The following is a 19,757-nucleotide window of genomic DNA, read 5'->3' as shown; positions in this document are numbered from 1 at the left end:
GTTTTTGTTTGTCAAGATGCTATTTTTCTCTAAGTCTTTTAGATCGCTCCGTATCTATTGAAGCGACGGTTAGTATAATACTACTAAATTATGCTCAAGTCAACTATTATAGCCGAGTTAATTTTATCCAAATCTTAAGCGGTGTTAGCGACAAGTATATGTTTTTTGAAGAAGCAAGTCTTCAGCTTCCTTATATATCAGTGGTCTAATCTGCCTTGCAGATAAGTTGGTTGTCCGTTCTTACATGAATCATTTCTTGCCATAGACATCGCCGTCTGCGTATAATAGAAAACAAAGACAACATAACTGTAGATGAGCATTTTTCATTACAATAATTTCCATGGTTAGAGAGACAAACAGGGTACCCCTTACGCGATACGGAGCTGTTTTTTGATCACATCAATGGGAATTCCTTGCTTCGCAGCGTCATAAATGAACTCGACGACGCTGTGGTCTTTCCGCGACCGAAGAAGCTCCAGCCCGGTGGAGAGGTTTTGGCGGGATTCGGCGATGCTGTACACGCAGGAGAGCAGCACCACCGCCCAATACCGTTTCACCGCCCGAATGTGGCGAACGCGGTATCCATCCAGCTTCAGTTGATCTTTCGCCTGCCGGAAAAAGCACTCGATCGTCCAACGCTGAGCATAGTAACGCAAGATGTCTTCGTCCCCGAGTTCCCGGTCGGTGCTCAAGATGCAATGAAGATGTTCCGGCGCCATCGGCTGATCCGCCTTCCAAGCCAGCAGCACCACCGCGTCATCGAGGCCATGGATGGCCCCCTCATAGCGATACACGCGATAACGCTCCTGCCCCACCGTGACGAGGCGGGTGTCTTTGGACTCGATATAGCGGGCAAACTGCTTGGCTTGGATGGCGATGCCTTTCGGGTAGAGAATCCGGTTCGTCTTGAGCATCGCGATGACATGGAATCCCTGTTTCAGACAGGCTTCGATGAGCTTTTTGGACGGATACCACGAATCCATGAGCACATACACCGGCTGAGCCCGCTTCACCTTGAGCGAGGAAAGCATCTCGATCGCCAGGTCGATCTTGCTTTTTCCCGCTTTCTTGTCATACAGGCGGAACGCAAATGGGAACGCCTGCGTGAAGGTGTGCACCATCAGCCAAACGAGCGAATGCCCCCAGACCGATTGATGATCTTTATGCGAGTAGTGCCAGTCGCACCCTTGAATGGCGTGCACAGCCCGTGACGAAGGCTTTGTTTTTTGGCAAATCGTATCATCAATCGAAACAAAAAGGGGTTGATTCTTCCGTTTGGCCAGTCGTTCGACCTGGGAAAGGATCCACTCTTGAAGCTTCCCAAGCAGCCTTTCCTCGTTCCAAGGGCTTTTCGTGAAAAAGTGACGGAGCGTCGTTCGATGATTCGGATGAAAGCTCCAGTAATGAATATCAGTCAATGTTCCCGAGAATCCCTTGGTGGTCAAGGCATCGACAATATGAATGAGATGCTTGATGACCGGTTTGGAAAGCTGCAGCGTCAACCCCAGCGTGAAGAAAAACTTGTGGATTCCTTGGTGATGTGCTAATCTATTCATGAGACATGAACCTCCTTGTGGATAGTTGGTGGTACATCTATTCTAACCAAGGAATCGGGTTCATGTCTCCTTTTTTGTTTAGTTGTCAATTTATGTCAGTGAATTTGCTCATCTACAGTAGAAAACAAAGACAACATAAAATAAAAACAGGGACATTGGCGGCCACCAATGCCCTGTCCATACACAGCCGCTGCAAGAAGCACAGTGGCCCAAGCCTCGGGCATCGTAACCTACCCTCGCCTCGGCCTAGCAGGGTGGGTTACTTTTTGTCTTTGGATACGGCAATCACCGCGACGATGAGTGACGCAAACGCAATCATGAGCGTCAGCGCATCGACGATCGTCATCATCAGCACCACCCCCTTTCGTTCAGGGAGTGGCCACTGCCCACCCTGCATTTGGCTGTGCATGTTTCATTATACCATCAAATCATCAAATACGAATATACATTCGCATCCTCGTTGAAAATTAGGAATGTTTCCCTATCCATGGAGGAAACGCCTCTTTTCTCGCTGCTTCCACAGCAGCTCCTATAACCGCTGAAACTCCGGCGTTTTCATCAGACATTCGAAAAACTGTTGTTTCGCTTGTCGATATTCTTTTCAACACAAACCCGTTCTGCCCCTTCTCCTTATGAAATTCATTTGTAACCCGTGGTGCTAGATAAACTCAAACAAGCATAAAAATAGCCCTTGCATGAGGATCTCCTTAAAATGAAAGTGCAACCAAACATTGAAAGGAGAATCCCTATGCAAGAGCACTTTCATTTTACTACAGATCAAGCAAAGATTCAAAAGCAATATGCCGCCATTTTCTTTTTTGTCTCTGCCCAACTGTCATCGATTCAGATGTACCTACAGCGTCGCAACCGCCATTTGGTCAAACAGGAAGACGCCGTGGTCATCGCGATTCATCTTTTAGGAAAGTTGCTCGGTTTTACTTCTGAACGGGCGTGGCATCGTTTTGTCACGGGAAATTTGTTCACAAACGGCTCGTTTCTTGAACGCTCCCGATACAACCGCCGTTGCCGGGCGCTTGGTTTCGCCATCAAATGGATCCGTCATGAGCTGGCAAAACGCGGTCAACATCATGCCTATGCCGTCGTGGACAGCTTGCCGCTCCCGTTGTGCCATACGGCAAGAATGCATCGCGTCAAACGGTTTCAAGAGATCGCCGACATCGGGTATTGCGCTTCCAAAAAGCAATGGTACTACGGGTTGAAGCTGCACCTTCAAGTGACCGATCAAGGGCTGCCAATGGGGTATGTGGTGACGGAAGCATCTTGCCACGATCGAATCGCAGCCGAAAGCGTGATGACCCAAATTCCCCACCCGTATAACTTTGGGGACAAAGGATTCATTAGCCGTGACTTGCAAAAAAGGCTGTACGAAGAATACCAAATGGCGCTTTGGACTCCGTCTCGAAAAAACCAGAAACATCGTGCGTCTGAGACATGGGAGCAGTGGATCCAACAAAAACGCAAAGTGATCGAGACGGTGTTCTCGGTTCTGGTTGACCACTATCGCATCACGGGGATCCGAGCCAATTCGATTATCGGATTTGAAGTGGCACTAGACGGTATATTGTTAGCTTATTCCCTGGTTACACTTGGGCTAGTTGAGCGCTAAAGCTCAACTAGCACCACGGGTTCATTTGTATAAAATCCGCGTTTTTCCGAATAATGACCATAGACAAATCTCGCTGTTCCAAGGAGGAAAAAAGGTGGAACAAGCAAGGCAAACCCGCATTCATGGGCTGTTGTTGCTGATCGTTGCTGCTGTATTCGTTTGATCGGCCATTCACCCAGCCAGCTACGCAATGGGATATGGTATGCACATTGATTGGGACACTGATTGCCCTATGGCTGCTCCCGAGGTGGCACGACCGGCAGCTTGCGCGGTTGAATGAGCGCTAAATCAAGAAAACAGCGGTTCCCCCTTTCAAAAGGGAGCCGCTGTTTTTATTTCACCTTGTACAAGTAAATCGTCCACGCCGACTCATCGGACGTGAATACACGGTCCAACACGAGTCCATTTTCCGCCGCGTTATCGATCGGAACCGCCGAGAAAATATAGCGACCGCCCATTTTTTTCAACTGTTCTGTATTCAGCTGCAAGTTCTTCAGCCGCTTTTTCGACTGTTTTGTGAACATGTACCGTTTCCCAAGTTCCGCTGTAAAAATATAGCATCGCCCGCCCCATTCGTCAAAATATGTGCGGATCGTTTTGCTTTTTTCCAGTTCACGTTCAATGATTTTGCGGAACTCGTATTTATATGACAGCGGATAAAAGTTGTTGTACGTATCGAGCGTATAAAACCCGTTGTATTGCGCGATGGCGGGGTAAATGCCGATGCTGACGACGCGGTAATCGGCTACGGGAAGCCCGATGTATTCTTTGATTTCTTGGAACTGTTTTTCCGCGTAAAATTGCTTCACCGTCGGCTCGTAGCGGAAGACGATTTCTTCGTTAATCAAAAACACGAAGATCACTTGAGCCGCTAGCAGCCGCTTCGCCCACCTTCTCCCGTTTTCGCTATATTGCCACATGATTTTCAACGCCAGCGCAAACTGCACATAAATGATCATCGGGCGCAAAAAATGAAAGCGGGCAAAGTTAAACGTGTCTAAAAAATGGAACCGCTCCGTAAGCGGCAGCCACCCTTTATAAAACCAAAAGGCATACCACGCCGACAGGACGAAATTCAGTCCGAATAGGAAAAGGAATAGCCGTTCTTGCTTCCACCGTTTTTTCACGAAAACGAGATGCAACGCCACCAACCAGCTTGGCAAAATAAAAAACGTATGCTCGGTCATGACATGATGGTGCCCGAGGAGAAAGTTTTTCCACGTCAAGCGGACGCAATGCCAAAACGTCAGGCGGGCATGGAAGTACTCATCCCGGCTTGTCGGCTCGTCTTCCCATAAAAACGAGTAGACAAGCCGGTACTCGACAAGCAAATACAACAGCGTCATGTAAGCGATGGAAGTCAAAAAGCGGATGTTCCACCCCTTACCGCGCAGCACATCAGCGAGCCAGAGAACACCCATGGCGGCAAGAAAGAAAAAGAACCCGAGCACAAAATTGGAATAAAACGGGAGAAGCGTAAGCGCGGCGTAATGCTTCCACTTTCCCTCGCCTTTTCGGATGCTCAAAAACGCCCAAAGCGCAAGCGGCATGCCCATCGTGCTTAACATCCCCGACGGCCAAAACAGTGTCAGCGCAAATGCGAGCGCCACGCCGATGCGGACGGCCATCCAGCGTGGATCAGTTAAAAAATGCGTCTTTAACAGCAAATACATACCCAAAAACGCCACGACCCTTGTGATCGTTTGGCTGAGCGCATACGCAGTCATCGTCGGAAATAACGCGTGCAGCCAGACGATGCCGGTCAGCTCCGAGCCGAGGGCGTTTCTTGACAACTGGCCGTTAGCAATTTGCGGAATGTTCGCGTCAAGCGGCCCGGTGATTTTTCCACTTTCGGAGAGCACCTTATACCAAGCGATATTGGAATCCAAATTATCGTGGACGCGAATATGGGCGTTTTCGCCAAGGAGAAAAAGCGGGGACACGTAAAGGGCGATGACGCCAAGCGCCAAAAGGAAAAACCATCGTTCTCGTTGTTCGACCATCGGCATAACGCTCCTATTTCCAAGTTTCTATTGGATACGATGTGCAATGAGAAGAAAATTATTCCTATCGACGAAGGGGGTGGTGATTTTATGAAGGTGGCTGCATCCTTCTTAGTCTCTCTCTTTATTCGCATTTTTCACTCTTTCTCTACGTACACCTACATGAACCTCCCCCACTTATCGAAGTGGGGGTTTCCTGTTTCCCCTTCGGAGGTGGATGCATGATAGGCTGGTTGGCAGCCTATCTGCAGGCAACACCTGGCACCCGTCCCGTTGGGAGCCACAGGCAACATGAGTATCCATCCTGAATCCGTGATAAAAACGCGTTCAAACTGCTGAGAAAGCTTGATAAATCAACAAATATCACACTTTTTGCTTTTCACTCAATAAGTGAACATCCGAAACTGGGCTAAACCCTTGATATGATTACGTTTTCCGGTGCTTTTGATGAGCTGCTGTCACGGATTCAGGTATCCATGATACTCAAGGGCGGGAACTCGCCATCTACGACTTCATACCTAAGCAATCCGTCGATACGTAAACGGTTTGACCGTAAATTCCAATGGGCGGATTTCACCATAATATACTTTGGCAAATAAATTCATTGCCCCATGGATATCACGGTGTCGTTTGTACCCGCATTGACATGTATAATTTCTAGAAGAAGATTTATTTTTCTTCCCGCAAACAGGGCATGTTTGCGAGGTATAACTTTCATCTTTTTGTTCAATAATGTCATACAGCGATTGATGAGCGAGTAGTCCTGTCGCCAATCCAGCCGCTGTCACGACAAGAAGCGGATTAATGCGAACAATGAAGCCGATGATGACGATCAACACGCCAATGAGCACCATGTTTCTCTTCTCCTCTCCAAACATCGTATTGACATTGTGGTTCATTCATCTCGCTTCCTTATTTCTTCACTAGCTTTTTCTTCCCCCTTTCTTTCGGTTGTTCCGTATTTCAGAACAATTATTCCAATTTCATCAATTTCATCATTTTCATTATATAATTAAGAAAAATCGAAAACCAATCAATATTTGGGGGAATTTGTTCTCTCTCAACAATGCCGCCGCAGCAATTGAACCGAGCCCCTTTTTATTGCATCCCCTTTCCCTATTTTGTATAATGATTAAGAGAAATTTAGCAGAAAAAGGAGTGCCTCCCCATGACCAAACAACTCCCTCCCGGCCAATTCGAAACGGAAAAATGGCCGATTTTGCATGAAGGCGATGTGTACGAATTCGATGAAGCGGCGTGGAATTTCCGATTGTTCGGCAATGTGAAAGAGGAAGTGACGCTGTCGTATCAGGAAGTGATGCGGCTACCGAAGACGATTTCGACCGTGGATATGCACTGCGTGACGACGTGGTCGAAATTTGATACGACGTTTGAAGGCATCGCTTTCCGCGAGTTTTTGCGCTTCGTCGATCTCGATCCCGACGTGAAATATGTGAAAATTTACGGCTACTTAAACGGCGACCGGTTCGGCTATTCGGCAAACTTGCCGCTTGACGCGCTGATGGGCGACGATGCCTTGTTTGTTTATCGATGGAAAGACAAGCATCACGACTGGCAGGACATCTCGCCGAAGCACGGCTATCCGCTCCGGTTCATCCCGCCGGCGACATTTTATTTATGGAAAGGGGCGAAATGGGCGTCCGGCATCCGCTTTATGAAAGAAGATGAGCCGGGCTATTGGGAGGAGCGCGGCTATTCGATGACCGCCAATCCGTTTAAAGAAGAACGGTTTGCCGAGTGGGTGCCGCGGATTCGCTTTTGACAAACGCAAAAAAGCGAGGGAAAAACCCTCGCTTTTTGTTCCTCAAGCGGCTTGGCGAGATGCCGCTTGTTTCTCAAGCCAAGCACGAAGGCGCCAAAAGAGAAGCTGAAATACGATGGCCGCCATCGCTCCTTTGACGGCGTTAAACGGCAAAATCGCCGATACCACCAACGCCTTCGCTTCCGGTGCGCTCATCTGCGGAGCGCCGAGGAAAAGCGTATACGCCGGCAGAAAGACGTAGTAGTTGAGCACGCTCATGACGAGCGCCATCGTCACTGTTCCCGCCGCCAACCCCAGCAGCAAGCCTTTTTTCGATGCGGCTTTCCGATAAATATAGGAAACCGGCAAAAGGAACGCCACCCCGGCAGTGAAGTTGGCGATCTGGCCGACCGGAACGCCGGTCGCACTGCCGACGAACACGTAGTTCAGCACGTTTTTCAATAGTTCGACCGCCACGCCGGCGAGCGGGCCGTACAACAAGGCGGCGATGAGCGCCGGGATGTCGCTGAAGTCAACAAGCAAAAAGTTCGGAAACGGCGGCAGCGGAAAGTTGAGCATCATCAGCACATGCGCCATGGCGCCCAACACTCCGATGCCGACAAAGGCGCGGATGGAAATACGTTTCATCCTATTTCGCGCAGGAGACTCCCACTTCAACGACCAAAGGGAGTAAGTGGGAGAGGAATGCGCGTTCCCCCCTTTCTTTTGTGTATGATATAATAAAGGCGTGGAGAAAACCGTTCAATAAAGGCACTCCAATCACGGCTACTCGATGTATGGAGTTGGTTACAGGAAACGTTGTAACCGTAAAACATCGAGCGTAGGTCCGTCTGTTGTGTGTGGAAGCCAAGTACTGCCAACAGACACACCGAGAGAATCGGTAACGATGCAGGCATGACCTGCGTCGTTGGGTAGTCGTCAACCTGCCCCCTGATGCAACCCCAAGTCAAGGAAGGAGGACGAAGTCCGTTTGCACTTCTGGGGAGTTGCAAGCCCCCACTTCAAGCGTTAGCTAAGTGGGGGTAGTTGACGCTTGTTCTCCTCCCCTTCTCGTGATTCATCCTCACAAGAAGAAGGCTGCCGCTGCGAGCGCCAACAAAAACTCCCTTAAACCGAACAAGGCTTAAGGGAGAAAAAGGGTGTGCGCAACTAGACGTTCGCATGCGCCAAAACGAACGCCGGCAAACCTTCATCTTCTCCCATCCAGACTATACTGTCGGCTCCGGACTTGCACCGGATCCTGCCTTGCGGCTCGCGGGCTGAGAGGCGAAGCGCCTCATCACCGCCGGTCGGGAATTTCACCCTGCCCCGAAGATGAATCGTTTTTCATTTTTAATTATTCTGATGAGTTTAGCATACAATACTGTTTTCAATTTGTCTATGTTTTTTGCTCACAGCTTGATTATTCCCGCATCGAAAGCGAATCTCCCGGTTCAAGCACCGGTGGGGCGACTTGAACCAAATCGGCGTATTTCAATCCCGTCCCCGTGTTGAGCACGACGACCGTCTCCCCGTCGCGAATCCAGCCGCTCTCGCGCAATTTTCGGGCCGCCGCAAACGCCGCCGCTCCTTCCGGGCAAACGAACGCCCCTTCGAGCTCCGCCACCGTCCGCTTCTCGGCCAAAATCGCCTCATCGCCAATGGTTTGACGCCCAATTCCTTCGCTTTCGAAATCCCAACCGCCTCGCCGGCCGCGGAAAACTCGTGCGCCGCATGGCGCTCCCTCTTTCCCTGTTGGAGATCGCATATGATAAAATAAACACGGAACCGCTCCGCTGCATTGGAGAAGCGATTCACGCATTCACCCAACACTCATACATAAAAAGGAGATGAACAAATGAAACAAGAATTGATCGAACGCTTCATCCGCTACGCCAAAGTGAATACCCAGTCCGATCCAGAAAGCAGCACATGCCCGTCGACTCAAGGGCAATGGGAGCTGGCGAGAATGCTCGTCGAAGAGCTGAAGTCGATCGGCATGGAAGACGTCACAGTCGACGAAAACGGCTACGTGATGGCGACGCTGCCGGCCAATACGGACAAAAACGTGCCCGTGATCGGCTTTTTGGCTCATATGGACACCGCTCCGGAGTTTACGGGAGCCAACGTCAACCCGCAAATCATCGAACAGTACGACGGTGGCGACATCGTGTTGAACAAAGAACAAGGCATCATCTTGTCGCCAAACGATTTCCCGGAGCTCGCCGGCTACAAAGGGCATACACTGATTACAACCGATGGGACGACGCTGCTTGGTGCTGACGATAAAGCCGGAATCGCCGAAATTATGACCGCGATGAACTATCTCATCCAACACCCGGAGATCAAGCACGGCAAAGTGCGCGTCGCCTTTACCCCGGATGAGGAAATCGGCCGCGGACCGCACAAATTTGACGTTGCCAAATTCGGCGCCCAATTTGCCTATACGGTCGACGGCGGGCCGCTTGGCGAATTGGAATACGAAAGCTTTAACGCTGCCGAAGCGAAAATCACGATCAAAGGCAAAAACGTCCACCCAGGCACGGCAAAAGGAAAAATGATCAACTCAATCAAAATCGCCATGGAGTTCCAACAGCAACTGCCAGCCGATGAGGCGCCTGAGCATACGGAAGGATATGAAGGGTTTTACCATTTGCTTTCATTCCAAGGGAGTGTAGAGGAGACGAAACTTCACTACATTATCCGCGACTTTGACCGCGAACAGTTTGAGGCTCGCAAAGCGAAAATGAAAGAGATCGCGGCTTCGCTTGCGCAAAAATATGGAAACGACCGAATCACGCTCGAAATCAACGACCAATATTACAACATGCGCGAAAAAATCGAGCCGGTGCGCCACATTGTGGACATCGCCCACGAAGCGATGACGAACTTGGGCATTGAACCGAAAGTGAAACCGATCCGCGGCGGTACAGACGGGTCGCAGCTCTCCTACATGGGGCTGCCGACGCCGAACCTTTTTGCCGGCGGCGAAAACTTCCACGGCCGCTACGAATACATTTCCGCCGATACAATGGTGAAATCGGCCGAAGTGATCGTGGAGATCATCAAGCTGTTCGAGCAAAAAGCATCTTGATCTACGGAAAACCTTTCTTGAACGATCTTTTTTCGATCGTCCAAGCACAAGCGGCTGCAAGCCCGCCCGTTAGGAGTAAAGAAAAGGTGTCCCGAGTCTTTTGGGGACACCTTTTTCATTAGATAAGCGACCGTTCGCCCTTCCATCCTTTTTCCTCGGTCAACACCTGTTACGGAAGACGGTTGATCCGCCCCTCAATTCGTGCCGAGAACGGCTGCTCAAGACCGCGAATATACGAGACAAGGGCATCCAAATCGACCGGGCCGACCTCGCGGTGTTGCCCTTGCGTCAACACTGTGAACCCATCACCGCCGTCGGCGAGGAAGCTGTTGACCGTTACTGTATATTCAGCGTCTGGATGAAGCGGGGTGCCATCTGGAAGCTGAATGTCAACAACCTTGTCCCCAGCTGGTCTGCTAGCGCTCCATGTATAGCGGAGGCCGGAAATTTGCAGCATGCGCGTTTGGGTTGGCTGCCATTGTTGATTCAAAAGCTGGCGGATTTGCGCGCCGGTGAGCGTCATTTTCACAAGCTGGTTGTTGAACGGCTGAACGTTGTACAGCTCGCCCCACGTCACTTCGCCTTGTTCAATATCGGCGCGAATGCCGCCCGGGTTCATAAAGGCGAAATCGGTTTTCATCGCCGCCCGCTGGGCATCGGCGATCAAATCGCCCAAGGCGGACTCGCCGCTTTCATTTTGTTCATCGGTGATCATTTCAGCTGCCGTGCCAACGACTTGATTGACAAGCGGCGCCACTTTCGCTTCATATTTTTCAATGAGCGTCCGAATTTCCGGGTCCGGAGTGATGCCGTCATGATAGGTCGTCACGATCTCTGCTTTTTTGGCGACGACGTCTTTCGTGCGCGGGTCGATTTTTAAATCGACATCCGAAAACGCCGTGCCGTACGAATACGACTGAACGAGCAGCTTGCCGTCCACAACCGCATTTAAATAGGCATGGTTATGACCGGCGAAAATCACATCGACTTCATCATCGACATTTTTGGCGATATCGACAATTTCCCCGCTGGCGTTTGTCCCATCCGGATTGGATACGCCGGGGTTATGGGCGAGAACGACGATCGTTTGCACCCCTTTTTTCTTCAGTTCCCGGACCGCTTTGTTAATCGCTGTTGCTTCATCGATGAACTTGACTCCCGCGACGCCGCTTGGCGTCACAATCGTTGGTGTTTCCGTGAGCGTGACGCCGATCAATCCGATCGGCATGCCGTTGACCCGCTTAATCACATATGGCGGGAGAATCGGCTTTCCCGTTTGCGCATCAACGACGTTGGCGCTCACGTACGGAAAATCCGCTCCGGCAAAGTCACCGGTCGCCGGGTGGTAGCCGCCATGGATCAAGCGGAGCATTTCCGCTACTCCTTCATCAAACTCATGGTTGCCAAGGGTGCCGACGTCAAAGCCGAGCTTATTGAGCACTTCGATCGTCGGTTCATCTTGCAGCAGCGCTGATACCGGGGGGCTGGCGCCAACCGCATCGCCGGCATGGACGAGCAGCGTGTTTTTGTTTTCCGCCTCCCGCTGTTTCAAATAGGCAGCCAAATAATCAGCCCGTCCGACTTCCCGCCCGCCGACTTTTCTTGTCACATTGAGTTGGCCGTGGAAATCGTTAATGCCTAACAGCTGCACCTCAATATAACGGTGCGAGGAAGCAGGCGGCTTCCCCTTGCTTTTCCCGTTCCCTGCCGCCCCGACTGGAGTGGCGGCCAGCACCGCTGCAGCGGCCAATGCGGATAGCACCCGTCTTCCCCATCGTTTGGAATTCTTCATTCCCGGTTCCCCTTTCTCTCGCCTTCTCGTTCACTCCCATTATATCCTTGCGAGTCCATACAATGATAGAGCAGAAAGGATGATTTCTCGTAAATATTTTGTAAATTCACAACTGACTGTTGAGAACAACAGAAACAAAATCCGTTCTAACACAAAAAAGGTGTTCCGCCAACGATCGGAACACCTTTTTCATCGTTTTGCCATTCCGTGCTATGCCACGCGAAACAAACATGAACGCCACGTTCTTTTCTTTGGTTAGATCGTCTCCTTCCCGCGCACGCCGTTGATCGAATAGCTCGCTGTAATGGCGGCATTTAACGAATGGGAAACGGAACAATATTTTTCTTTTGACAACCGAATGGCGCGGGCGACTTTGTCTTCCGGCAAGTCGCCTTCGAGCGCATAATGAATATGAATGTCGGTAAACCGCTTCGGGTGGTCATCGGCGCGCGTTCCTTCGACTTCCATCGAAAACGCGCGGACGTCAAGCCGCATTTTCCGCAAGATCAAAACGATGTCAATGCCGGTGCAGCCGGCCAAGGCGTGAAGCAACAGTTCCATCGGCCGGGCGCCGGAATCGTTGCCGCCAACGTCTTTCGCGGCGTCGATCGGAATGGTGACGCCGGAAGCGCTTTGGCCGCTGAATGACATGTTTCCGTTCCACGTGACGGTCGTTTTCATCACAGCCGCTCCTCTCTTCTCTGCGTTTGCTGCGGGACGAATGAACTCGTCCGTCCCTGCCTGCTTTTCAGTTTACCGGTTATCATGTGGAAATGCAAAACAACCGCTTTTCTTCATTTCCAGTCTACCGTTTTAACCGGCGCATGATAAAATAGAAACATGCACAAACTTGTTGAGTAAAGGGTGTTTGATTCGATGACCGCACTCATTTTGCTTCTTGCTTATCTTCTCGGCTCGATTCCGTTTGGCCTTCTTGTCGGGAAAATCGGCTACGGGATCGACATCCGCGAACATGGAAGCGGCAATCTCGGAGGAACGAACACGTTCCGCGTGCTTGGGGCGAAAGCGGGCACGATCGTCATTGTCGGCGATATGCTAAAAGGGACGCTGGCGGCGAGCTTGCCGATGCTTTTTTCCGTCCCCGTGCATCCGCTTTTGGCCGGGGCGGTGGCAGTCGTCGGCCATATGTATCCGGTGTTCGCCAAGTTCCGCGGCGGCAAGGCGGTGGCGACATCGGGCGGGGTGATGCTGTTTTATTCGCCGTTGTTCTTTTTGTCGCTCATCGCCGTGTTTCTTGTCGTCTTGGCTGTTTCACGCTACGTCTCGCTGTCATCGATGGCCGCGGCGCTGTACGCGGTCGTGTACACCGTCTTTTTCACGGACGACATTCCATTGACGGTGGCAGTGTTGTTGCTGGCTTCGTTTATCTTTTATCGTCATCGCGCCAACATCAAGCGCATCTTGAACAAAACGGAGCCAAAAGTGAAATGGCCAGGCAAACGCTCATGACGACGGACGGAGAAAGGAGATTTGCTGCGTTGAGATTGCCGGAAGCATTTGTCGCGAAAATGAAGAAGCTGCTTGATGAAGAAGCAGACGAGTTTTTCGCTGTGTATGAAAACGAAAAAATCAACGGCTTGCGCGTCAATCCGTTGAAAACCGACCCGGGCGCATGGGTCAAAACGGCGCCCTTTTCCCTTTCCCCGGTGCCGTTTTGCCCGACCGGGTTTTATTATGAACCGGACGAACAGCCGGGAAAGCATCCGTACCATGCGGCCGGCCTGTATTACATTCAAGAACCGAGCGCGATGGCGGCCGCCGAGGCGCTGCAGCCTGAGCCGGGGGATACGGTGCTTGACTTGTGCGCCGCCCCTGGCGGGAAAACGACCCAGCTTGGCGCGATGATGAAAAACAGAGGGCTGCTTGTCGCCAACGAAATCCACCCGAAACGGGTCAAAGCGCTTGCAGAGAACGTCGAACGGTTCGGCTTGACGAACACCATCGTCGTCAATGAAGCTCCCGAAACGCTTGCCGAGCGGTTTCCGGGCTTTTTTGACAAAATTTTAGTGGACGCTCCGTGCTCGGGGGAGGGCATGTTCCGGAAAGAAGAAGAGGCCGCCTCGTTTTGGAGCCCGGCCTATGTGGAAGAATGCGCGGCAAGGCAGCGGCGCATTTTAGAAAGCGCCTATGCGATGCTGAAAGAAGGCGGCATTCTTGTCTATTCAACATGCACGTTCTCTCCGGAGGAAAACGAGCAAACGATGGAATGGCTGCTCGAGACGTACGATGATTTGCGGTTGCTGCCGATTGCGAAAATCGGTGGCATCGAGCCGGGACGGCCGGAATGGACGAAAACCAATCGATCCGATCTCGTCCACGCCGCCCGCCTTTGGCCGCATCGCCTCAAAGGGGAAGGACATTTTGTCGCCAAGCTGCAAAAACAGCGGCCGACTCCACCTTGGAGCGGGCGGTGGGCGAAAGCGAACGCGCCAAAAGCGGCCGTCCGATTGTACCGCCAATTTGAACAGCAATCGTTGCAAACCGTGCAGCACGGAACAATCCTCTCGTTTGGCAGCCATTTGGCCATGCTCCCGGACCGATGCCCGGATTTGTCCGGCTTGAAAGTGGTGCGCGCTGGCCTTCATCTTGGCGAGGCCAAAAAGGAGCGGTTTGAGCCGAACCATGCCCTTGCCTTGGCGCTGCGGACAGAGGAAGCGAAACATGTGCTTGACCTATCGAGCGCAAGCCGCGAAATCGTCCAATATTGGCGCGGCGAGACGCTTTCCACCGGCGGCGACCGCGGCTGGCTGCTTGTGACGGTCGACGGGTTTCCATTCGGCTGGGGAAAAGAAGTCAAAGGGACGGTGAAAAACTTTTATCCGAAAGGGCTGCGTCTGATCTAACGGCGGGGCCGCACGAGGCTGGAACGGCCAAAAAAAGGTGTCTCATTGTCTTTGAGACACCCTTTTTCTTCCAAATAGACGCCGACAAGATTCACGATGTTGCACGGAAACGTTGACGTCAACGTTTTTACCGCGGACGGTTTGTCGGGATCGTTAAGGTAAATACGATTTCATCGGCCGCCAAATCGATTTTTTTCGCCGCTACTTGATACCCGTTGCCAAAACGAATCTCATGGAGCGCCACATAAATGCGGGCCCGTCCCGGATCGATGATGACTTCATCCGGCAGCGGCGCATGCTTTTGCAAGTAGCGAAGCACGTACGTCACCGGCAGCTTCCAGTCGCCGAGCGAAATGACCGGTTCGACAAGTTCGACGTTCCCGCCTTTCACGACTTTCGGCACAAACGAGACGACGAGCTCGACGTTGCGCCCAAAGATCGGAATTTCACTCGAGACGTAAACGCGGTCGGCGAGCCAAACGTCATAGCGAAGCGGATGGTCTTTCGTTTTTTCCGCCAAATAATCGTTAATGACAGCGTTCAAGTGCGCTTTTTTGGAGTACACCGTAAACGAAGCCCCTTCCACATCCAGGCGCTCCGGCCGTTTCACCGGCGGAGACGGCTGCAGCAGCCAAACAGCGGCAAGAATGAGCACAACAGCATTCACAGCCGCCAAAACGAAAAACGATCGTTTCCAATTCATTCTAACATACTCCTTATGCTGCTTCATTTCGTTTCCATCAGTTCGCCCACCACTCTTTTCGCGCATCGAGCGACTCATACACCCGCACTGCCATTTGCGCATATCCCTCGGCGTTCGGGTGAAATTCATCGCGGTGAAGCAAATCATCGCGGTTGGCAAACATGTCTTGAATATCCACAAAGATCGTGCGCGGATAGCGGGAAACCACTGCTTGGCTTGTGCGGTTCCATTCGGCGATGACATCATCGATTTCCGGGATGTTCGGCAACGTGGCGGAAAACGGATTGTACAAGCCGATCAGGACAACGACCGCATCCGGGTTGATCGTGCGCAACAACATCAACAAATGATCGAGCCGCTCGGCAAATCGTTGGCTCTCGTTCGCAAACCGCTCGTACGATAAGTCAAAAAAATGAGCGCGGACGACATTCATCACGTCATTGCCGCCGATCGTGATCATGACGATATGAGCCCGCTCAAGCTCCGCCTGATGGGCGCGAATAACCGGTTCAAGTTCGGTGATGCGCCGGCCGCGCTTTCCGGCATTCGTGACGGTCACCGTCCGCACCCCATCCTCCGCCGCCAAAAGCGGGACAAGGCGGCCGACATAGCCGCCTTTCCTTTCACCGTCTCCGACTCCTTCGGTCAATGAATCGCCTAACGCGACGAGGTGAATGTCTTTCGGCAACGGCTTCGCTTCCGGCTGGCTGACGGCGGTTTCATGCGGGCGGTCCGGCTTCCCGCCGGCCGGGAGCACCGTGCACCCGGCAAGCAACACCCCCACCATGATGAGCCATCCCCATCGCATCATGTGTGACACCTGCCTTTTGCCGCAACAGGGAAAAGACGAAAAGAAGGCAAAACGGCGTCCGTTTTTGCCTTATCGCGACGACTGCAAAATTTCAATATGCTCTAAAATCGTGTCGTACGGCACATCCTGCACGCCGCTGTATGTTTGGACCACCTTGCCGTCCGGCCCGACTAAATAAAAGCTCGTACCATGGATGACTTGGTCATCGCCAGCCGGCTTTTGCACCATCGTTTTAAAGCTTTTTTGCGCCAGCTCGCTGATCTCGGTTGGGCGGTACCCGGTCAGGAAATGCCAGTTTGCTAGGTCATTTGTAAATTGTTTCGCATAAGCCGCCAGTTTTTCCGGCGTGTCAACTTCCGGGTCGACACTGAACGAAACAAATTCAACATCGAGCCCCTTTTCTTCCGCCTTCTCTTTCAGTTTGGCCATGTGGGCGGTCATCGGCGGACACACCGTTTCGCAATTGGTAAAAATAAAATCGGCGACCCACACTTTTCCTTTCAGATCGCGAAGTCCAAACGGCTTGCCGGTCTGATCGACAAACGTAAAGTCAGCGACCGGCCAGTTTTTGGCATCCGGAATTGTTTTTCCGCACGCGGCAAGCAAACAAACGGCTGCCATCATCATGATTCGTTTCCACATCCACTGCTCGTCCCTTTCATCCTGTATCGCTTTGTTTCAAACTGCGCCCGACCCCTTGTGCTCCCCTTCTTCCGTATAATACATCAGCGCAAGCGCGCCGGGTCCGGTATGAATCGAAATAACCGGCGTCGTTTCAACAATGTCAACCGGCACAGAACCGATCGCCTCAGCGACTGCTTCTCTCAGCCGCTCCGCCCAGCGCCTGGCATCGGCATGGGCAATGGCGACCGCGCGCACCGGCGCTTCCGCCTTCTCCTTAACCAACCGGCCCGCTAAATCGGCGATGGCTTGCGAAAAGCTGCGCACGTTCGACACCGGTGTATACAGCCCGTCAACAAGCGCAGCGATCGGCTTGATGCGCAGCAACGAGCCGACGAGCGCTTTGCCGCGGCCGATGCGGCCGCCTTTCGCTAAATGATCGAGCGTATCGAGCACCACATACAGCCGCGTACGACGGCGCACGTCGTCTAAGCGCCGGATGATCTCGTCAACGCTTCGACCCGCCTTCGCCAAGCGGGCGGCTTCAAGCACTTGGAATCCAAGCGCATACGAAATGAATTGGGAATCGACGACCGTCACGTTCGCTTTGGTCAGGGCCGCCGCATGCTCAGCCGAACGGACCGTGCCGCTCAGCTCGCCGGCCATATGGATCGATATGATCTCGCTTCCGTCCGCCCCGAGCCGGTCATAGACAGCTAGAAACTCACCGACCGACGGTTGCGAGCTTTTCGGCAGTTCACGCGCTGCCTTCATCTTCGCCATAAACTGCCCTGGTGTGATCGTCACCCGGTCGACAAACGCCTCGCCGTCAACCGTCAAATGAAGCGGAACGACTTCAATGCCGTGCTCGGCGAGCACCGAAGACGGCACATCAACCGTTGAGTCGGTTACAATTTTGATTGGTTTCATTCGCTCACTCCTAATACTGATGATCTCGTTTCCATTATATAATGAAACCGGCAAAAATCCTACCTAAAAACGTCCATGAGCAAGCTCGGCTCATCCCCAAGCAGGAACATCGCCCATTATGAACGATACCGGCAGAAAAAAAGTTGTTTTGCCGCCAAGGACAAAACAACAACAGTCATGCATTATGCTTTAACGCCGTTTCTTTAAAGATCTGTTCATATACAGGCCATTTCAGCACTTTCTTCAAATGTTCGCGGAACGAATACACAGAACGGCTCGTTCTCGATCGGTACACCTTTGCAATAAACGCCTCCAAGCGCAGTTGGATCATGAATCGGTATGTGTTCTCTTCCTCCAATACTGGGATTTCGATAATCTTGACCTTCTGCCCATACACGTTTTGAAACTCGAGGCTTTTGAATAGCAAAATATCAATCCTCTTTTTCACCGATTTACTTTTATTATACACCAATCCGGTGAAAAAGTTTGTCGAAATGCGGCGAATTTGTTCCGACTTTTTTCGTCAAATCAATAGATGGAACAAGTTCGGGTCTTTGTTGACCTCTTGGAACGGGAAACCTTTTTTCTTCATCCGCTCGATGAGCGGTGCGTAGTCTTCGCGCCGTTTCAGCTCGATGCCCACAAGCGCCGGTCCGCTTTCTTTGTTGTTTTTCTTCGTGTATTCAAACCGGGTGATGTCATCCGTCGGCCCAAGCACTTCATCCAAAAACTCGCGCAGCGCCCCGGCCCGCTGCGGGAAGTTGACGATGAAATAGTGCTGCAGCCCTTCGTAAATCATCGAGCGCTCTTTGATTTCCTGCATCCGGTCGATGTCGTTGTTGCCGCCGCTCACCACGCAAACGACCGTCTTGCCTCGGATTTGTTCCTTGTAAAACTCGAGCGCGGCGATCGGCAGCGCCCCAGCCGGCTCGGCGACGATGGCGTTTTCGTTGTACAGCTCCAAAATCGTCGTGCACACTTTCCCTTCTGGAACGACGACGATGTCATCAAGCACCCCGCGGCATAAGGCGAACGTTTTTTCCCCGACCGTTTTGACAGCGGCGCCGTCCACGAACTTGTCAATCTCCTCAAGCGTGACGACACGTCCATGCTCGAGCGCCGTTTTCATCGATGGGGCGCCGGCCGGTTCGACGCCAATCACTTTAGTGAACGGGGAAATGCTTTTCACATACGTCCCCAGCCCAGCCATCAATCCGCCGCCCCCGATGCTGGCAAACAAAAAGTCAATCGGCTCATCGCAGTCGTTGAGCACCTCGACGCCAATCGTCCCCTGTCCGGCGATGACGTATTCGTCATCAAACGGATGGATGAACGTCCGCCCTTCCGCCTCGGCGCACTTCACCGCTTCGTTGTAGGAATCGTCAAACGTGTCGCCGACAAGCACGATCTCAACCATGTCTTTGCCAAACAGCTGCACTTGCGACACTTTTTGCCGCGGCGTCGTCGCCGGCATATAAATTTTCCCATGCACGCCAAGCGCTCGGCATGAATAGGCCACCCCTTGGGCATGGTTGCCGGCACTGGCGCATACCACCCCGTTTCTCCGCTCCTCATCCGTTAAATGCTTCATCCTGTTGTACGCCCCGCGCAGCTTAAACGAACGCACGACTTGCAAATCCTCGCGCTTTAAGTAGACATTGCATTCGTAGCGCTCGGATAACAGCGGATTTTTTTGCAGCGGCGTATGGAACACAACATCCTTCAACGTATGATACGCGATCAAAATGTCCTCGACGTATACTGCCCCTTGCTTTCGTTTCAGCTGTTGTTCCATGTTCTCGTTCCCTTTCTTTTCTAAGTTGTCTTTGATTTGTAGATTATATCACAAATTCGTAAAAAGAAAAGGGAATTTTCGAAAAGTTTTTGGGTGAAGAGGGGCTGGCTCGCGATCATCGCGATAATCCCGCTTTACCGGACGCTTCCGCGGTCCTAGCTTGACGTCATCGGATGAGCTTCTAGAAACCTCTTCCACT

General features: G+C 52.0%; 18 protein-coding genes, 1 pseudogene and 1 riboswitch. Of the genes and pseudogenes, 5 read left to right on the top strand and 14 right to left on the bottom strand.

Features of this window, described 5'->3' with window-relative positions; translation table 11 throughout:
* Positions 1-368: 368 nt before the first annotated feature.
* Entirely contained in the window at positions 369-1,556 is a 1,188-nt protein-coding gene (locus NSS88_RS00355; protein ID WP_341082453.1) for an IS701 family transposase, read from the bottom strand.
* A gap of 259 nt (positions 1,557-1,815) precedes the next feature.
* Positions 1,816-1,905, bottom strand: a complete 90-nt coding sequence (locus tag NSS88_RS00350) for a putative holin-like toxin (RefSeq protein ID WP_235435112.1) — start codon at positions 1,903-1,905, stop codon at positions 1,816-1,818.
* A 399-nt stretch (positions 1,906-2,304) separates the two neighbouring features.
* On the opposite strand from NSS88_RS00350, the gene NSS88_RS00345 reads away from it, so the two are divergent.
* On the top strand, positions 2,305-3,183 hold the full coding sequence (locus tag NSS88_RS00345) for an IS982 family transposase (RefSeq protein WP_055357903.1): 879 nt from the start codon (positions 2,305-2,307) through the stop codon (positions 3,181-3,183).
* Between the two features lie 332 nt (positions 3,184-3,515).
* On the opposite strand, the gene NSS88_RS00340 is transcribed toward NSS88_RS00345, so the two are convergent.
* Positions 3,516-5,186 carry a DUF6044 family protein gene (locus tag NSS88_RS00340; protein ID WP_341082450.1) on the bottom strand — a complete coding sequence of 557 codons (1,671 nt, stop codon included), beginning with the start codon at positions 5,184-5,186 and terminating at the stop codon, positions 3,516-3,518.
* Positions 5,187-5,704: 518 nt separating this feature from the next.
* Positions 5,705-6,040: a 5-oxoproline transporter, DUF969 family subunit gene (locus NSS88_RS00335; protein WP_063329575.1), complete on the bottom strand. Its 336-nt coding sequence runs from the start codon at positions 6,038-6,040 to the stop codon at positions 5,705-5,707.
* A gap of 314 nt (positions 6,041-6,354) precedes the next feature.
* On the opposite strand from NSS88_RS00335, the gene NSS88_RS00330 reads away from it, so the two are divergent.
* The gene (locus tag NSS88_RS00330) at positions 6,355-6,969 is read left to right on the top strand and encodes a sulfite oxidase-like oxidoreductase (protein WP_033014096.1); all 615 of its coding nucleotides are present in this window, start codon (positions 6,355-6,357) and stop codon (positions 6,967-6,969) included.
* A 42-nt stretch (positions 6,970-7,011) separates the two neighbouring features.
* Here NSS88_RS00330 and NSS88_RS00325 read toward each other — a convergent pair whose 3' ends face one another.
* Complete coding sequence (locus NSS88_RS00325) at positions 7,012-7,596, bottom strand: ECF transporter S component (RefSeq protein ID WP_060788080.1); 585 nt, start codon at positions 7,594-7,596, stop codon at positions 7,012-7,014.
* A gap of 560 nt (positions 7,597-8,156) precedes the next feature.
* A riboswitch (FMN riboswitch) is annotated at positions 8,157-8,289 on the bottom strand.
* A gap of 82 nt (positions 8,290-8,371) precedes the next feature.
* Positions 8,372-8,611 (bottom strand): annotated as a pseudogene (locus tag NSS88_RS00320) (pyridoxal-phosphate dependent enzyme); the annotation flags it as partial.
* A 195-nt stretch (positions 8,612-8,806) separates the two neighbouring features.
* Between NSS88_RS00320 and pepT the strand changes: the two are divergent.
* Positions 8,807-10,042 (top strand): peptidase T, encoded by a 1,236-nt coding sequence (gene pepT / locus NSS88_RS00315; RefSeq protein WP_061580918.1) that lies wholly within the window; start codon positions 8,807-8,809, stop codon positions 10,040-10,042.
* Positions 10,043-10,211: 169 nt separating this feature from the next.
* Here pepT and NSS88_RS00310 read toward each other — a convergent pair whose 3' ends face one another.
* Both NSS88_RS00310 and NSS88_RS00305 read right to left on the bottom strand, forming a co-directional pair.
* Positions 10,212-11,834 carry a bifunctional metallophosphatase/5'-nucleotidase gene (locus NSS88_RS00310; RefSeq protein WP_055357807.1) on the bottom strand — a complete coding sequence of 541 codons (1,623 nt, stop codon included), beginning with the start codon at positions 11,832-11,834 and terminating at the stop codon, positions 10,212-10,214.
* Between the two features lie 255 nt (positions 11,835-12,089).
* Complete coding sequence (locus tag NSS88_RS00305) at positions 12,090-12,515, bottom strand: OsmC family protein (RefSeq protein ID WP_033009997.1); 426 nt, start codon at positions 12,513-12,515, stop codon at positions 12,090-12,092.
* Positions 12,516-12,710: 195 nt separating this feature from the next.
* Here NSS88_RS00305 and plsY point away from each other — a divergent pair, with 195 nt between their 5' ends.
* Positions 12,711-13,304: a glycerol-3-phosphate 1-O-acyltransferase PlsY gene (gene plsY, locus NSS88_RS00300; RefSeq protein ID WP_015374888.1), complete on the top strand. Its 594-nt coding sequence runs from the start codon at positions 12,711-12,713 to the stop codon at positions 13,302-13,304.
* Positions 13,305-13,333: 29 nt separating this feature from the next.
* Complete coding sequence (locus NSS88_RS00295) at positions 13,334-14,698, top strand: RsmF rRNA methyltransferase first C-terminal domain-containing protein (RefSeq protein WP_055358276.1); 1,365 nt, start codon at positions 13,334-13,336, stop codon at positions 14,696-14,698.
* Between the two features lie 127 nt (positions 14,699-14,825).
* On the opposite strand, the gene NSS88_RS00290 is transcribed toward NSS88_RS00295, so the two are convergent.
* The 6 genes from NSS88_RS00290 to ilvA all read right to left on the bottom strand — a co-directional run bounded on the left by NSS88_RS00290 (position 14,826) and on the right by ilvA (position 19,558).
* Entirely contained in the window at positions 14,826-15,401 is a 576-nt protein-coding gene (locus tag NSS88_RS00290; RefSeq protein ID WP_033014084.1) for a YpmS family protein, read from the bottom strand.
* 37 nt (positions 15,402-15,438) lie between these two features.
* Positions 15,439-16,212: an SGNH/GDSL hydrolase family protein gene (locus NSS88_RS00285; RefSeq protein ID WP_033009999.1), complete on the bottom strand. Its 774-nt coding sequence runs from the start codon at positions 16,210-16,212 to the stop codon at positions 15,439-15,441.
* Between the two features lie 69 nt (positions 16,213-16,281).
* A complete protein-coding gene (locus NSS88_RS00280; protein WP_061580917.1) occupies positions 16,282-16,854 on the bottom strand; it encodes an SCO family protein in 573 nt (190 codons plus the stop codon).
* Between the two features lie 36 nt (positions 16,855-16,890).
* Entirely contained in the window at positions 16,891-17,763 is an 873-nt protein-coding gene (locus NSS88_RS00275) for a DegV family protein (RefSeq protein ID WP_055358277.1), read from the bottom strand.
* A gap of 175 nt (positions 17,764-17,938) precedes the next feature.
* The gene (locus NSS88_RS00270) at positions 17,939-18,190 is read right to left on the bottom strand and encodes a YpmP family protein (RefSeq protein ID WP_033014079.1); all 252 of its coding nucleotides are present in this window, start codon (positions 18,188-18,190) and stop codon (positions 17,939-17,941) included.
* 96 nt (positions 18,191-18,286) lie between these two features.
* Positions 18,287-19,558 (bottom strand): threonine ammonia-lyase IlvA, encoded by a 1,272-nt coding sequence (gene ilvA, locus NSS88_RS00265; RefSeq protein WP_033014077.1) that lies wholly within the window; start codon positions 19,556-19,558, stop codon positions 18,287-18,289.
* Between the last annotated feature and the right edge of the window lie 199 nt (positions 19,559-19,757).

It is taken from the genome of Geobacillus sp. FSL W8-1251 (assembly GCF_038005945.1).
GTDB classification, from domain to species: Bacteria; Bacillota; Bacilli; order Bacillales; family Anoxybacillaceae; genus Geobacillus; species Geobacillus stearothermophilus.
The sequence above is the reverse complement of the archived record's forward strand: the minus strand, read 5'-3'. Positions and strand labels throughout refer to the sequence as shown.